The organism is Acinetobacter larvae (genome assembly GCF_001704115.1).
GTDB lineage: Bacteria > Pseudomonadota > Gammaproteobacteria > Pseudomonadales > Moraxellaceae > Acinetobacter > Acinetobacter larvae.
Map to the genome: position 1 here is coordinate 2293940 of NZ_CP016895.1, position 16094 is coordinate 2310033.

Below are 16094 nucleotides of genomic sequence, written 5' to 3' on the forward strand. Positions count from 1 at the left end.
GTTTAATGTTCCTCTGAGCGAGGTTTTGCATTGGACAATTGCAAATGCACAAAAGTCAAATGACGTTCATATTTATCTAAAATATCATTGATCACTTGTTCTTTGTTATAGCCGCCCAAGTCATTGCCTTGACTGCCTTCTTGCAAGAAAGTTTCTAGTCTATAGTAAAATTCTTTACCCACTTTAGCGCGCATACTAAAAGATGGCGCAATATAGCGTCGAGGCCAAATCTGATAGACAAAGTTCTGCTCATGATTTAAATCAATAGTGAGATCAATATGATACAGCTGTTCATTGTCTTCTAAAGGCACCAACTGCAAAGACACCTGATTGCCTTTATGCCGTAATTCTGTCGCCACTGCTTCTACAGCGGGTTTGGCAACCTCATCCAACATCCGTCGCATCGATGCCGTACCAGGATAATGCATCATACGACTCAAGCGTCGCTTCCAATTCAAAATATCAACGTTCCCGACCACTGGTGCTGCATTGGCAGTTGCACTTTGTGAACGATAATCTTCCAAACGGAATGCCTTAAAGATGCCAAACATGACCAAGAACATCACCAAACTAAATGGCAAGCCCATAATCACTGTGGCTTTTTGCAGCGTACTAATCCCATCCGTCATCAGCATGGCAATGGTTAATAAGGCAATGGTCAGTGCCCAGAAAATTCGAATCCAGTTCGGTGCATCTTGGTTGACATCACTCAACTGATAAGTAAAGTTGCCCAAGACCATGGCACCTGAGTCAGCTGAAGTCACGTAAAATAACAAGCCTGTGATAAAAGCGACCACTGCGGTAAAACCAAACCAAGGATATTGTGCTAAAAGTTGATAAAAACCATGCTCGGGTTTAAGCAAGATCTCCTGTGCAAAACTTAAGTGCCCCTGTAATGCTTCATATAAGGCACTATTGCCCATCACCGAGACCCAAGTCAGGGTAAACATAAAGGGAATAAATAACACACCAAAGACAAACTGACGTATGGTACGCCCGCGGGAAATCCGCGCTAAAAATAAACCCACAAAAGGTGACCAAGAAATCCACCACGCCCAAAAAAATAGCGTCCAGTCCTTCACCCATTGCTGGATGGCTGGATCTTGAGCATAGGCAAAGCTATTTAAAGTCATGGCTGGGAATTGACTCATATAATCCCCAGTATTGAGCACCAAAGCATTAAGTAAAAACTGACTATCGCCTAAACATAAAATAAATAGCACTAAGCCAATCGCAAAAAATACATTGAGCTCAGATAATAACTTGAGCCCTTTATCTACACCAGTCGTAGCAGAAACCACAGAAATCGTAACCGCAACACCAACCAGAATAATCTGCCACCCCATGCCCTCAGGTAAGCCAAATAAAACGGTTAAGCCATAATTCAGCTGCACCACGCCAATACCACAAGTGGTAGCAATCCCAAAAATTGTTCCTAGAACCGCAGCAATATCGACCAAATGCCCGATCCAACCATTCACCCGATCGCCAAAGATTGGATATAAAGCAGAACGAATACTTAAAGGTAAATTATAGCGATAGGCAAAATAGCCCAAGGCAATACCAACCAGCGCGTACATCGACCAACCGGTAATCCCATAGTGAAAAATTGTCCAGACGATCGCCTGACGTGCTGCCTCTAGACTTTGTGCATCACCCACTGGCGGATGCATAAACTGAGTAATCGGTTCAAAGACTGAGAAAAACATTAAATCAATCCCAATCCCCGCGGCAAAGAGCATGGCAGACCAACTCAGTACACTAAACTCCGGTTGCGAATGTTTGGGACCCAGCTTGATATCACCATAACGTGAACAAGCCAGAACGATCACAAAAATAATGTAGATTGATGCGGCAACAAAGTAATACCAGCCAAAATGTGAGCTTACCCAATCTAAACCCAGATCCAGTAATACTGCCGCTTGCTGGTTAAACAGCATGGTGAAAAAAGAGAAAATTAAAATTAACCCTGCCGCAATAAAAAAAACCGGTCGGTTTAAGCGTTGGGTTTGCACAAAATTGCCAGATGATGTGTGCTTGGTCGAGTCACTTTGCATAGGATCCTCTTGGGCAAATTAAATAATGAAATCACGCTGATCGCGTAAATATTGACGAAATAATTAGAGATTTTATGAACATATAGGCGACTAACGTCGAACAGAACAATGTGCTATCACAGCATCAATCATACAAAACCACACCTCCTTCCACGTGGGTACTGAACAACCAATCAATATGTGCTTCATCACTCAGTACATTATCGGCTGAGTGATGAAGCTGAAGGGCTTATAACACCATGTAAAATGAATCACCTTGAGTTTAAGCCTAAACTGCTTTTCAACTCACTTTCTTGTTTACTTTTGCCATCAATGCAGTTTTAGTTTCAGCAGCGGGTTGCACCGCCAATGCAAGATCGGCACGATGGTCTTGTGCTGCAAACATGGGATCTTGTTGCAAAGATTTATGTAGACCATACATATACATCAGAATCGTGACTGAAAATGGTAAACCACATAGTACCACCGCACTTTGCATGGCATGAAAACTACCGGCCAATAATAGCCCGATACTGACTAAGGTAATCACCACCGACCAGAATATTCGTAAGGCAATCGGAGAATCTTGATCATTTTCACCGCCACGGCAAGATAAATTTGCCACCATTAAGGTGCCAGAACCGACCGGGGTTAAAAATAAAATAAAACAGATCACCACGACAATTGCGGCGACATATGGATGCCAAGGTAAATATTCTAACAGCTTAAATAATGACAAGGCAGCATCTTGTACAGCTAAGCTGGCCAAAGCCTGTTGTCCATGATTTAAAATCAAGTCGATAGCCGTATTGCCAAAAATAGACAACCACGCCAAGGTAAAACCCAGTGGAATAAGACATACGCCCAAGACCACTTCGCGGATCGTACGCCCCTTAGAAATACGCGCAATAAATAGCCCGACAAATGGCGACCATGCAATCCACCAAGCCCAATAAAATACCGTCCATGAACCCAGCCAAGCATTGGCTTTTGCATCATAAATATGCAAATCAAAACTGAGACGCACAAAATTGCTGAGATAATCACCGGTATTTTGCATGAGACTATTCAACAGATGATTGGTGGGTCCGGTCACAAAGACAAAGAGTAAAAACAAACACAAGATGCGTATATTGATACTCGATAACCACGCCAAACCTTTTTCAATCCCAATAACCGTTACCAAGGTCGCAACAGCCATCATCGCCACCACCAAAACAATCAGACTGTGTTCAGTCTGTGCAAGATTAGGCATTAAATAATGTAAGCCCGACATTAACACCAAAGCGCCAATGCCTAAATTGGTGACCAAGGCGATGACTGTCGCCAAGATACCAAAGCCATCCACACAATCACCGATCATGCCATAAATCCGTTGACCAAAAATCGGATAAAGTGCTGAACGCAATGCCAAGGGTAAATTACGACGATATGCAAAATAAGCAAACGTAATGCCTAATAATGCATAGAGTGCCCAACCATGTACCCCCCAATGTAAAAAAGTATAGGTCATGGCATCACGTGCGGCTTGAATGGTGCCCCCACTGCCTTCGGGTGGTTGCATAAAATGATCCACCGGTTCAGCAACACCATAATACAATAAGGCAATTCCAATACCGGATGAAAATAGCATGGCAGTCCAAGCCAAATAGCTAAATTCAGGTTTGTCTCCATCCTTGCCTAAGGGAATATGTCCCACTTTGGACAGCGCCAACCAAAGTACAAACAATAAACACAGTACGATGACCAGAACATAATACCAGCCCAATAAGGCATTGGTTTTTTGCTGTGCGATTTGTAAAGCGTGTTGGCTCCACTCGGGAAACATGACAAAAATAAAGCCAAAAACGCTAATACTCAGTGCCGAACTGAAAAATACGAAGCGGTTTAATCGTATCCGTTCAACACCAGTTTTTTTATTTTGCAACATGATCTAACTCCTAAGGTCGTTTAGATCGCGCTTTTCATAGAATCCTTGCAAGCGTAATAGATCCAGTAGTTGCCTGTAGGGCGTCGCAGTAAAAGTGCATCTAAGCCGCTTAGGAAAGCATTTTACACCCCATTGATTGAACGTTCAATCAATATCGTCTATAATCAATCCCATCTTCGGGAACAATATCGTATAAAATGCGGTTTTGTATTTTTTAGTTTAATTGGACACCATGCTAAATAAGTCACGCGTAAAGCCAGAACATATTCGGCGAGAAGAGATTATGCAGGCGGCTTTTCAAGTCGTTCATGATCAAGGCTTGACCAATATGACCATCGCCAAAATCGCAAAGCAAGCAGGATTATCAACCGGTATCGTCAGTCATTACTTTGGCGATAAACAAGGTTTAATCAATGCCTGTATGCTGGAAATGTTGAATATACTGCGCCAAAAAACTGAGCAATATAAAGCTGAATATGCAGATACCCCGGTCGAACAGATTAAAGCGATCATTGATTCAAACTTTGACGTCACGCAGGTCAATAAAATTTCGATGCGTTTATGGCTCGACTTTTGGTCAGCCAGTATGCATATGCCTGAACTGCACCGACTACAACGTATCAATGATCAACGGCTGAAATCAAATTTACGCCATCACCTCTTACAACTGGTCTCAGCAGAGCAAGCAGAACGAGGGGCTTTTGGTTTGGCAGCATTGATTGATGGGCTGTGGTTACGTGGCAGTTTAATCGGTAGTGCGGTTGAAAAATTTGATATCGAACAGGCCCGTGATGTCGCCTATCACTATTTAGATATGTTGATCAACAACGCGCAACACCGTAGCGCTTGATTAACGCAGTGCTTTATGCAGGAGCTATATTATGAGTCAAATACCTACTTATCGGTTATATATACATGGTCAATATGTAGATGCCAGCAGTGGTAAAACATTTCAGAGTATCAATCCTGCAAATGGAGCAGTTTTAGCTGAGGTGCAGATCGCCTCTAAAGCCGATATCGACAAAGCCGTTGCCAGTGCTGTTGAAGGGCAAAAACAATGGGCTGCCATGACCGCCATGCAACGTTCACGTATTTTACGCCGTGCGGTCGATATCTTAAGAGAACGCAATGACGAGCTGGCATTGCTTGAAACCCAAGACTCAGGCAAAGCCATCTCCGAAACATCTACTGTCGATATCGTCACAGGTGCAGATGTCATTGAATACTATGCTGGTTTGACCACTATTATTCATGGCGAACAATTACCATTACGTGATAGCAGCTTTTTCTATACCCGCCGTGAACCACTCGGTGTCGTTGCGGGGATTGGCGCGTGGAACTATCCCATCCAAATTGCAATGTGGAAATCAGCACCAGCCTTGGCCGCAGGCAATGCCATGTTATTTAAACCGAGTGAGTCAACCCCACTCAGCACCTTTAAACTCGCTGAAATTTATACCGAAGCTGGTTTACCGGCTGGTGTCTTTAATGTCGTACAAGGTCCTGGACGAGAAATCGGTCCTTGGATAACCGAGCATCCAGATATTGAAAAAGTATCGTTTACTGGTGGTGTTGCCAGCGGGAAAAAAGTTATGGCTAGCGCAGCTGGCTCTACGCTCAAAGAAGTGACCATGGAGCTAGGCGGAAAATCTGCACTGGTGATTTGTGATGATGCCGATATCAATAAAGCCGCTGACATCGCCATGATGGCAAACTTCTTTAGTTCAGGACAAGTCTGTACCAATGGTACACGGGTTTTTATTCCCAAAGCCATGCAACATGACTTTGAGCAAGCCTTGCTCGCCCGTGTGCAGAATATTCGTCTTGGTGATCCACTGGACAGCAAGACCAACTTTGGTCCGGTCAACAGCTTCCAACATATGGAGCATGTACTGCGCTATATCGAAATAGGCAAACAACAAGGTGCGCGCCTATTATGCGGTGGTGCGCGTGCAACAGAAGGTGCCTTGGCGCAAGGCGCTTATGTACTGCCGACCATTTTTAGCGACTGTACAGATGACATGCGCATTGTGCAGGAAGAAATTTTTGGTCCAGTGATGAGCATCCTCAGCTATGACAGCGAAGCGGAAGTGATTGCGCGTGCCAATAACAGTATTTATGGTTTGGCCGCTGGGGTGGTGTCTCAAGACATTAGCCGTGCCCATCGTATTATTCATCAACTCGAAGCCGGTATTTGCTGGATCAATACCTGGGGTGAGTCTCCTGCTGAAATGCCAGTCGGGGGATATAAACAATCCGGTGTTGGTCGTGAAAATGGCTTAGACACACTGGCACATTACACCCGTATCAAATCCATCCAAGTCGAAATGGGTGAATTCCAATCAATTTTCTAAACGTTTTCCACGTTTGAGTATCCGTCCACAGCTGCATGATTGCCGAGAGTGCAATCATCAGCAGCTGGTTTAAAGACAGCGCATATGAGCATGTTGTATTGGGTCTGATTGGCATAGACATGCTCCATGAATGAAAAAGGATAAGATGATGAGCCAGAAAGAATACGATTATATTATTATTGGCGCCGGATCTGCGGGTAATGTACTGGCAACACGTTTAACCGAAGATGCCGATTGTACTGTACTGCTGCTGGAAGCCGGTGGTCCTGATTACCGCTTAGATTTTCGCACACAAATGCCAGCGGCATTGGCTTTCCCCTTACAAGGTCGTCGTTATAACTGGGCCTACCTCACCGACCCAGAACCGTATATGAATAATCGTCGCATGGAGTGCGGTCGCGGCAAAGGGCTTGGCGGCTCTTCTTTGATTAATGGCATGTGCTATATTCGTGGCAATGCGATGGATTTAGATCAATGGTCAACTTTGGATGGCTTAGAAGATTGGCGTTATGCCGATTGTCTGCCTTATTATCGTAAAGCTGAAACCCGTGATATTGGTCCCAATGACTACCATGGCGGTGAAGGTCCAGTCAGTGTCACCACCCCCAAAAATAACAACAATGTCCTCTTCCATGCCATGGTTGAGGCTGGTGTACAAGCGGGTTATCCACGCACAGATGATCTAAATGGTTATCAACAAGAAGGTTTTGGTCCAATGGACCGTACAGTGACCCCACAAGGTCGTCGCTCCAGCACGGCACGTGGCTATTTAGATCAAGCCAAAGGGCGTCCTAATCTACACATTGAAACACATGCCACCACCGATAAAATTTTATTTTCAGGCAAGCAAGCTATTGCTGTGCAATATCTAAAAGGGACGAATCCAAATCCAATTCAAGTCCGTGCCAAACGTGAGGTCTTACTTTGTGCCGGCGCGATTGCCTCACCGCAAATCCTACAACGCTCAGGAATCGGCGCTAAAAATCTATTAGATGAATTTGGCATTGCCGTGGTACAAGATTTGCCTGGCGTAGGGGAAAATCTACAAGACCACTTAGAAATGTATTTACAGTACGCGTGTAAGAAACCCGTCTCACTCTACCCTGCGTTACAGTGGTATAACCAACCCAAAATCGGCGCAGAATGGCTCTTCTTAAGACAAGGTATTGGTGCCAGCAACCAGTTTGAGGCAGGTGGTTTTATTCGTTCACGTCCAGAATTTGAATGGCCTAATATTCAGTACCATTTCTTGCCTGTAGCGATTAATTATAATGGCTCAAATGCGGTCAATGAGCATGGCTTCCAAGCCCATGTTGGTTCAATGCGCTCGCCTTCACGTGGTCGTATTCGTTTGAAATCCCTCAACCCGCATGACCACCCTAGTATTCTGTTTAACTACATGTCTCATGAACAGGATTGGCAAGAATTCCGCGATGCGATTCGAATCACACGCGAAATCATGCATCAACCCGCCTTAGATGAATTTCGTGGTCGTGAAATCAGTCCGGGGAAATTGGCAAAAACAGATGCTGAACTCGATGACTTTGTCCGCAACCATGCGGAAACGGCCTATCACCCCTCTTGTAGCTGTAAAATGGGCAATGACGAAATGTCGGTCGTCGATGGACAAGGTCGTGTACATGGCGTTACAGGGTTAAGAGTGGTCGATGCCTCGATTATGCCATTGATTATTACTGGTAATCTCAATGCAACGACCATTATGATTGGTGAGAAAATTGCTGACGTGATCCGCAACAAACATTTGCCACCTTCAAACGCCCCTTATTTCAAAGCCGATGGTCGTCCTGTCCGTGCTGCGCCACAACGAGAGTTTGATCCAGCGACGATGTTGAAATAAAACAGTAATCGCCTAAGCTTTGCTGCTGCAAAGCGCTGAATGAGATCCCTGCATTCAGCGCTTTGTGTTGGCACTCTACTCAATGCCTGACCTGATCCTCTGTATATACTGCCCTCGCTATATACAGTCCTATATATTCTTTGTAAAAATAGGATTCATCTAAAATAAGTCATCAAAAATAAGCCATCAAACACAATTTATCAGCAACAACTCATCCTATATAATCGCCCCTCGGGTTTATTCAGTTTTATTCCATGTTTTGCTTGAGCATATTATGTGAGCCCAATAGATATTAGGACATTCTAATCAGGTATTGATTTTTTCAAATTAATCTACCGCAAACTTAGATAATATATGCAAAATAAACAGCATATTATGATTATTTTTAGAACATTTAACTGTCTCAGTTACAAAAAAAATTTACCCCAACCCCCTGCTAAGTAAATGAATAATATGCTTTATAAATATATAAAATATAAATATTTTTTAGTACGATCTTTGTGACAACGCCTTATTTCACCAGCTTTGCTTGAGCAAATGCATAATATCATCGACTGCCAAAATATATCTTTGATTATATGTTTACTCTATAATCCGCTGAATTTTTTGCAGCATTGAAACAAGCTATGTTTATTTATACGATGGCTGCATTGATAGACTTTAAAATTAACTCATCAAATATGGATGTATTAACCACATGAATGATTCCGTTAATACAATGCTGTTATATGCAATTGATAAGGTCAACTCACCATTATGGGATTTTCTAGTCCTATTCTTACTTTTTGTTGGTATATTTTATACGGTCGCCACCAAGGCAGTACAAATCCGCTTATTCCTACATAGTTTTAAAATTATGAAAGGGAGTCGCAAGCAAGTCAAAGACTCGCATGGTATTACCCCCTTCCAAGCATTTGTCACCGGTTTGGCGAGTCGTGTAGGGGTTGGCAATATCGCCGGTGTTGCCATTGCCATCGCCATAGGTGGACCTGGTGCGGTATTTTGGATGTGGTTTACCGCCATACTCGGAATGAGTTCGGCATTTATTGAATCGAGCTTGGCGCAATTATTTAAAGTGCGTGACCATAGCAACAAACAATTCCGTGGTGGTCCTGCATACTACATTACCCAAGGTCTCAGAAATAAAACCTTTGGGATTATCTTTGCCATTGCCCTGATTTTTACTTACGGTTTTGTTTTTAACTCGGTACAAATTAATGCCATTGTCGGTGCATCTAATCACTCTTGGGGTTGGTCGAGTTATAACCCGCAACTGTCTTTAGCCGGTTTTCAATTTGAACTGTCTTGGCTCGGTTTACTTTTAGTTGCCATGGTTGGCATTGCCATTTTTGGCGGCATTAAACGTATAGCCAAATTTGCTGAAATGTTTGTTCCCATCAAAGCGGGGTTATATCTCCTGATCGCTTTATATATCATGATCAGTAACTATCAGCTCTTACCTGACGTATTTAAATTGATCTTTACCGAAGCCTTTGAATTTAAAGCTGCTGCGGGCGGTTTCTTTGGGAGTATGATTTCCGTTACGGTGTTACAAGGTTTTAAACGCGGATTATTTTCCAATGAAGCCGGTATGGGCTCTGCACCAAATGCTGCAGCAGCCTCTGATGTCAAACATCCCGTCAACCAAGGTTTAGTACAGATGCTTGGCGTATTTGTCGATACCTTCTTGGTGTGTACCTGTACCGCGATGATTATCTTGGTTTCTGGGGTATATCATGATGCTGGCTTTGTTGGCGTTGAACTCACCCAACGCGCCTTAGAAACCGAAATCGGTGCTTGGGGCGGTGACTTACTGGCGGTGTTATTATTTTTATTTTGCTACTCTGCGGTATTGGGGAATTATGCCTATGCTGAAAGTAATGTGCAATTTATCAATAGCAATCCCAAACTCATGTTGCTCTTTAGACTATGTGTTTTAGCCATGGTGTATTTTGGTGCGGTCAGTAGTGTCCCTGTGGTTTGGAATATGGCTGACCTCTTTATGGGGATTATGGCAACCATTAACCTGATGGCAATTTTACTGCTGACTCCCATCGCACGCACCTTACTCAAAGATTATACTCAGCAATTAAAACGCGGTATTAAAGAACCTGTTTTTAAGATTGAGCAATATCCAGAGCTCAAGAAAAAAGTAGATTCTGATATTTGGTAATGGTCTTGGTCTGTCGTGACCCTGCCACACCATTTTAAAATGCCACAACAGCGCTGCCACAGCAGCGCTGTTGTTTTATTGGCTGAGAACTGTTGGATTGGATCTGTTTGCTTTAAACGACTTGGTTTGATCTGTTTTATAAACTATTTTCAAACACTTTTTTAGGCTGCATGCACTGTGTCGCAGCTGCGCTTATGCAACGGTAACCTTAAGCAGATTTCTTTAAAGCAAAGCCAGCCAACACACATAGCAACATGGCGACACCAGCCAAGTAGAAAGTATCACTATAAGCCATTAAGAGTGCTTCACGTTGTATGATCTGATTGAGCATTGCCAAGGCTTGCTGACTTAAATCTACCGTGTCTAAATCATCCCAGAGCTGTAAAGGGTTAAGGTTTTTTTGTGATAACAGCATCATCCACTCCTGTAAACCATCTTGAACATTGGCTTGAAACGGTGTCACGGATTCACCGATGTGCTGCTCATGCACTTTGCTTCGTTGCACCACAAGTTGCCCAGAAATAGCAATGCCAATAGCACCCCCCACATTACGCACCATAGAAAAGAGTCCCGATGCAGAGCCCACTTGAGACTTCTCTAGCCCTTGAATCGCCATCACTCCCAAAGCCACCACCACCAAAGATTGCCCAATGCCACGGATGATGAGGGATGGAATAATGACATTTTCAGCGGCATTTACATTTAATGAAATATTCATTAAACAGCCCAGTGCAGTAAAAGCAAAACCCATAATGATCACCACACGAGCACTCATACGGCGCATGAGATAGGGGGTAGCAAAGGACATGGCAAACTGAATCACCCCATAGGGAATCATCATCAAGCCAATTTGTCGTGCATTGTAGCCATGGATTTCAGCAAAATAATTGGGCACCAAAAAGACGACGCCAAACACCACCGCACCAAAACTAAACTGCATTAAACTGGCAATACCAAAATTATAACGTCCCAACAAACGCAAATTTAATAACGGTTGTTCACGCTTTAATTGCAAGTAGGTAAACAGTGCTAAGCTTGCTGCGGCAACCACTGCGCATTGCACAATGAAACTTGACTCAAACCAGTCATAACGCCCCCCTTCTTCTAACATAATTTGCAAAGCAGACAAGCCCACTGCCATGCTGGCAATACCCCACCAATCGCCATATTTCAACTGGTCTAGTTTGACTTTTTCAGGTCGTACTGACCAAGCAATTGCCGCCAACAACAAGAGTCCCGGTGGCACCTGCAGATAAAAAATCCAGCGCCATGAATAAGCGTCCGTCAGCCAGCCTCCCAGAGAGGGTCCGGCAGCCTGCGCAACATTGTTTGCGACAGCAAATAATGCCATGCCCAGTGGATGTTTTGATGCTGGTAACGCTGTAACAATTAACTGAAAAGACAGCGGAATTAATACACCACCGAATGCACCTTGCAAAGCACGTGCCATAATCATCATTTGAATATTGGGTGCTAAGGAACAGGCTATGGAAAAGAGCACAAAGCCTGCTGTTCCCACCATCAACACGCGGCGCATGCCAAAAATAGACACCAACCATCCCGTCATGGGAATCACAATAATTTCAGCAACCAGATAAGCGGTACTAATCCAAGAACCTTCTTCAAAGGTTGCCCCTAGTGAACCACGGACATCAGGTAAAGAGGCATTGGTGACGTGGACATTCATCCCCGCCATAAAACAACCAATCACACTTCCCAACACCGCAACCCAAGTTCGTAAAGACACCTTTTCGTTGGCAGCAACTTGATCGATGGCAGATTTAGTCATGGCGAGTATCCACTGTAATGACGCTGGACATCCCCGACTTCAATGCTGTTAAATCTTGCTGGGCATCAAAGACTATTTTGACTGGAATACGCTGCACGATTTTGGTGAAGTTACCCGTTGCATTGTCTGGCGGTAATAGCGCAAACTGGGCGCCAGATGCAGGTGCCAAACTGTCCACATAGGCTTTGAAATGCTGCCCATGTAAGGCATCTACTTTGACATCAACAGCTTGCCCCTTGCGCATCGCCTGTATTTGGGTTTCTTTAAAATTGGCAATGATATAAAACTGCTCTGGTACGATCGCCAATAATGGTGTGCCGGCAGCAACAGTTTGTCCCAAGCGTAGACGGCGCTGACCAATACGCCCAGAAATCGGCGCAATGATCTCCCGATAAGATAAATTAATTTTTGCCTGTTGCAAGCGTGCTTGCTGTTGCTGTAAAACGGCCTGTGCTTTAGCTAATTCGGCTTGTAAATGTTGCTCTTCTAAGCCGAGTAAGCCGCGATCTTGCTGCTGGGCATGCCATGCGGCTTGTGCCGCCAAACGATCAGCATCAGCACGCTTTTGCTTGGCTTGAGCTTGTTCTAACTGTTCAGTGCTACTCAATTGTTGCTGATAAAGCAACTGCTCTCGTTGTCGCTGTTGTCTACTCCATTCGGCATCACTGATTCTGGCTTGATACTGTGCTTGGGCGTGTTGAATTAGATGATCTTGTCGTTGTACCTGCCCTTGGTTATAGCGAATTTTGCTGACCGCAGCATTGACATCTGCCTGTGCGGCATCAACATCTGCCTGTGCTTGTTGGAGTTTTTGTTGTAAATCTTGATCATCAATTGTTGCCAATACTTGCCCAGCGCGCACCCATTGATGATCTTCAACCTGTACAGCCGCGATAAAACCTGCAATATGACTCGACACCGTAGCCACATCGGCGCGTACATAGGCATCATCGGTTTCGACCTTATAGCGCGCATCATTCCACCAATAAAATAGCCATGCCAGTGCCAAGAGCAACATCATTCCCCCCACAAGAAACAAAGCAATCTTGGTCTTAGGCTTGCGCGGCGCAACGTGCTGGGCTGGATCATTCGGCTCGGGAGAATGCTGATACGCACTTGCTGTATGCTGTGCATTGCCTAGCTCGACGGATGTCGCATTATCGGCGGATGTCGCAGTATTGGCGGATGTCGCAGTATTGGCGGATGTCGCAGTATTGGCGGATGTCGCAGTATTGGCGGGTGTTGTAGTATTGGCGGGTGTTGTAGTATTGGCAGATGTCACAGTATCAGCAGAAGCGCTTGCGCTGTGCTTTGCATTCACTGCCGCCGTGGTAGATTCATCATTTGGAGAGGAGCGCATAATCATTACTCTGTTGCAGAAGGGATCGTAGCAAGGTCAGCAGCTGTGCGCTGTAATGCCGTTGTCGTTGCGGGTGCTGGAGCTGGAGCATGTTGCCATCGCCCTGCGAACACTTTGAAAAGTTGTATTTGTGTGGCGATATAATTTTGATTTTGCTGGGCGAGTAACGCCGCCTGTTCAAGCTGTTCCAGCTGTAAATCAAGCTGCGTCATGTACTCTAATCGCCCCAACTTGACACTTTGCTCAGCCATATGCTGGCGTTGTAGGCTATATTGCCAAGCCTGCCGCTGTTGCTGCTGCGCAGCCCCCATAACCTGATCATCATGTAAGGCTTGTTGCCATTCATTCAGCGCGACAATTATCTGCTGATCAAACTGCGCCAATGCTTTAACCGCTCTGGCATCGGCTTGAGCAATTGCCGCCCGTGCCGCACTAAAGTTTGGGAATTGCCATGAGAGCAGCGGACCAATCCGCCAAACTGTGGCACGAGACGCATTGTTCTGTGGGCTATTTGCCAAAGGCTGATACACACCAGCACCCAGTTGAATTCGTGGATACAAATCCGCTTGAGCCACGTTGCGCTGTGCCGTTGCTGCCCGTAGACGTTGCTCAGCGGCATAAATATCTGGACGCCGTTGTAACATCACCGTTGCCTCTAAGTGCTGTACATTGTGCTGTAACGGCGGCAATTGCTGGCATTGTTGTGCAATCGACAGCGCTAGAGTGGGAGGTCTAGCCATTAAAATATTTAGTGCACTTTGATGCTGTTGTAGCTGTTGTTGCAAGGTCGCTTGAGTTGCCAACACGCGTGCATAATGGCTTTGTCGTTGTAATAGATCTGCCGCTGTACTTCGCCCAGCGTGATACATTTTTTCGCTCAGTTGGGCTTGCTGCGCCAATAATTGCAACTGTTGTTGTAATAGTCGCTGCTGCTGCACGGTATTACATCCCATGAGCCAAGCGCGCGTGGTTTCCGCAGCGATCAGTAGTTGTAATGCAGCTTGATCGGCTTGTACTGCGCTTAACGCTGCGCTGGATACTTGTTTTAAGGCAGATAAGCGCTTAAATATGTCCAATTCCCATTGCAAGTCAAAGCTAGCAGCATAATTCGATTGGCGATGCGCAGAGGCTTTATCTGCCATCACGCCTTCGGGTTGCCCACCAGCCGCACTATTACCGCGACTCCCCCATAGCGCAGTATTGCTATGCCATGCCGAAGGCGCTATCGCTTGCACAGCGGCACGATATTCCAGCACTGTTGCTGCGGCTTGCTGTAGTTGACGATTGGCTGCCAAAGCTTCTGTCACAACCGCATTGAGCTGGGCATCATCATAGACTTGCCACCAATTGGGCGCGAATTGATCGGGCATAGCCGACTGCGGCGCACGCACAATCGGTGCTATCGTACTTTGCGGTACTGGCAATAACGGATTGAAACATCCGCTCAAACCGCTACTCAGTACGCCAAGCACGAGCAAACGCTGTCGCGAGGTAGGATTATTAAATTGAAATCTCATTGCAGGCTCTACTTCATCAGTATGCATCGGTCCACTGCAAGACGATCAATCACCATGCCAGCAAACCATGCACTATAAAGACGATCTAGCCATCATCCAGCATGGATCAGTGCTTTCATCGTCGGAATGACTGCACTATAATGCTTGCTGAAACTGTCCTTCTATAAAATAAAGGACAATTTCTTTATCAAAAAGGACAAAAAAAATCGATCAAGCTTCGAGTAATCGAAATCATCTCTAAGGAGCGCGGCGATGCCTGCTATGTTGGAAATCATCAGATCTGAAAGCATTCCAGAATTTGCCGATATGGCACAGGATCAAGCACAATTTGCAGTCAATGGCATCGCCGCTGAATACCCTCGCGGCTATGTGGTCCCGTGGCATCAGCACCAACGTTGCCATCTGCTCTATGCCACACGCGGTGTCATGCTGGTCGAAGCCCAAACAGGGAAATGGATGGTGCCACCGACTACGGCGGTCTGGCTGCGACCCGAAGTACCGCATCGTCTCATTATGCAAAGCGCTGTACAGGTACATGGTATTTTGGTGGCGCCTGCCGAAGCGCGTGCTTTATCCTTGTCCGACAGTGTTATCGGGGTATCCAATTTACTAAAAGCCCTGATTGCTCGCTTGGTCGCAATCGCAGCAGATGCACCAGTCAGTCGACATCGCCAGCTCTTGGCAGATTTATTTCTGGCTGAACTGAGTGAACAACAGGCTTTGCCTTATCATTTGCCTTGGCCCAATGACAGTAAATTTGTGCAGCTTTGTGAACAGTTGAGCCGTGATCCCAGTTTGGACTTGCGGATTGAACAATGGGCAGAACAGCTGGCAATGAGTAGTAAAACCTTTCAACGACATTTTCTGAAAAATACTGGACTTAGCTTTAGTCGTTGGCGGCAACAACTGCGTTTGATGAGTGCCTTAAACCAGCTCATTCAAGGCAAATCGATTACTGAAGTTGCGCTCAGCAGTGGCTATGAAAGTCATAGCGCCTTTACCGTTGCCTTTCATAAACATTTTGGACACTCACCCAGCAGCTTTATGCAAAAATTGCAACTGCAAAGCCAATGAAAA

Annotated in this window: 10 protein-coding genes; 5 read left to right on the forward strand and 5 right to left on the reverse strand. The window is 45.1% G+C overall.

Features of this window, described 5'->3' with window-relative positions:
- Positions 1-2: 2 nt before the first annotated feature.
- Positions 3-2057 carry a choline BCCT transporter BetT gene (betT, locus tag BFG52_RS10340; protein WP_067555689.1) on the reverse strand — a complete coding sequence of 685 codons (2055 nt, stop codon included), beginning with the start codon at positions 2055-2057 and terminating at the stop codon, positions 3-5.
- A 280-nt stretch (positions 2058-2337) separates the two neighbouring features.
- Positions 2338-3966 carry a BCCT family transporter gene (locus BFG52_RS10345; protein WP_081408685.1) on the reverse strand — a complete coding sequence of 543 codons (1629 nt, stop codon included), beginning with the start codon at positions 3964-3966 and terminating at the stop codon, positions 2338-2340.
- Between the two features lie 232 nt (positions 3967-4198).
- On the opposite strand from BFG52_RS10345, the gene betI reads away from it, so the two are divergent.
- From betI to BFG52_RS10365, 4 genes are all read left to right on the forward strand, one after another.
- Positions 4199-4816 carry a transcriptional regulator BetI gene (gene betI / locus BFG52_RS10350; RefSeq protein WP_067555692.1) on the forward strand — a complete coding sequence of 206 codons (618 nt, stop codon included), beginning with the start codon at positions 4199-4201 and terminating at the stop codon, positions 4814-4816.
- A gap of 31 nt (positions 4817-4847) precedes the next feature.
- Positions 4848-6320 (forward strand): betaine-aldehyde dehydrogenase, encoded by a 1473-nt coding sequence (gene betB, locus BFG52_RS10355; RefSeq protein WP_067555695.1) that lies wholly within the window; start codon positions 4848-4850, stop codon positions 6318-6320.
- Between the two features lie 148 nt (positions 6321-6468).
- A complete protein-coding gene (betA, locus tag BFG52_RS10360) occupies positions 6469-8178 on the forward strand; it encodes a choline dehydrogenase (RefSeq protein WP_067555698.1) in 1710 nt (569 codons plus the stop codon).
- A 697-nt stretch (positions 8179-8875) separates the two neighbouring features.
- Positions 8876-10351 (forward strand): alanine/glycine:cation symporter family protein, encoded by a 1476-nt coding sequence (locus BFG52_RS10365; protein ID WP_067555701.1) that lies wholly within the window; start codon positions 8876-8878, stop codon positions 10349-10351.
- A gap of 208 nt (positions 10352-10559) precedes the next feature.
- Here the strand turns inward: BFG52_RS10365 and BFG52_RS10370 are convergent, their stop codons facing one another.
- The 3 genes from BFG52_RS10370 to BFG52_RS10380 are packed head-to-tail and all read right to left on the reverse strand — an operon-like array spanning position 10560 to position 15017.
- Positions 10560-12140, reverse strand: a complete 1581-nt coding sequence (locus tag BFG52_RS10370) for an MDR family MFS transporter (protein WP_067555703.1) — start codon at positions 12138-12140, stop codon at positions 10560-10562.
- A complete protein-coding gene (locus BFG52_RS10375; RefSeq protein WP_157758099.1) occupies positions 12133-13500 on the reverse strand; it encodes an HlyD family secretion protein in 1368 nt (455 codons plus the stop codon). Before BFG52_RS10375 ends, BFG52_RS10370 begins: the two co-directional genes overlap by 8 nt.
- Positions 13501-13505: 5 nt before the next feature.
- Positions 13506-15017, reverse strand: a complete 1512-nt coding sequence (locus tag BFG52_RS10380) for a TolC family protein (protein ID WP_169817568.1) — start codon at positions 15015-15017, stop codon at positions 13506-13508.
- A gap of 252 nt (positions 15018-15269) precedes the next feature.
- On the opposite strand from BFG52_RS10380, the gene BFG52_RS10385 reads away from it, so the two are divergent.
- Positions 15270-16091, forward strand: coding sequence for an AraC family transcriptional regulator (locus BFG52_RS10385; protein ID WP_081408687.1), 822 nt, complete (start codon positions 15270-15272; stop codon positions 16089-16091).
- Positions 16092-16094: the final 3 nt, after the last annotated feature.

Coding starts and splice junctions, on each gene's coding strand:
- betT (WP_067555689.1), bottom strand. CDS start 2,057: ATGCAAAGTGACTCGACCAAGCACACATCATCTGGCAATTTTGTGCAA.
- BFG52_RS10345 (WP_081408685.1), bottom strand. CDS start 3,966: ATGTTGCAAAATAAAAAAACTGGTGTTGAACGGATACGATTAAACCGC.
- betI (WP_067555692.1), top strand. CDS start 4,199: ATGCTAAATAAGTCACGCGTAAAGCCAGAACATATTCGGCGAGAAGAG.
- betB (WP_067555695.1), top strand. CDS start 4,848: ATGAGTCAAATACCTACTTATCGGTTATATATACATGGTCAATATGTA.
- betA (WP_067555698.1), top strand. CDS start 6,469: ATGAGCCAGAAAGAATACGATTATATTATTATTGGCGCCGGATCTGCG.
- BFG52_RS10365 (WP_067555701.1), top strand. CDS start 8,876: ATGAATGATTCCGTTAATACAATGCTGTTATATGCAATTGATAAGGTC.
- BFG52_RS10370 (WP_067555703.1), bottom strand. CDS start 12,140: ATGACTAAATCTGCCATCGATCAAGTTGCTGCCAACGAAAAGGTGTCT.
- BFG52_RS10375 (WP_157758099.1), bottom strand. CDS start 13,500: ATGCGCTCCTCTCCAAATGATGAATCTACCACGGCGGCAGTGAATGCA.
- BFG52_RS10380 (WP_169817568.1), bottom strand. CDS start 15,017: ATGAGATTTCAATTTAATAATCCTACCTCGCGACAGCGTTTGCTCGTG.
- BFG52_RS10385 (WP_081408687.1), top strand. CDS start 15,270: ATGCCTGCTATGTTGGAAATCATCAGATCTGAAAGCATTCCAGAATTT.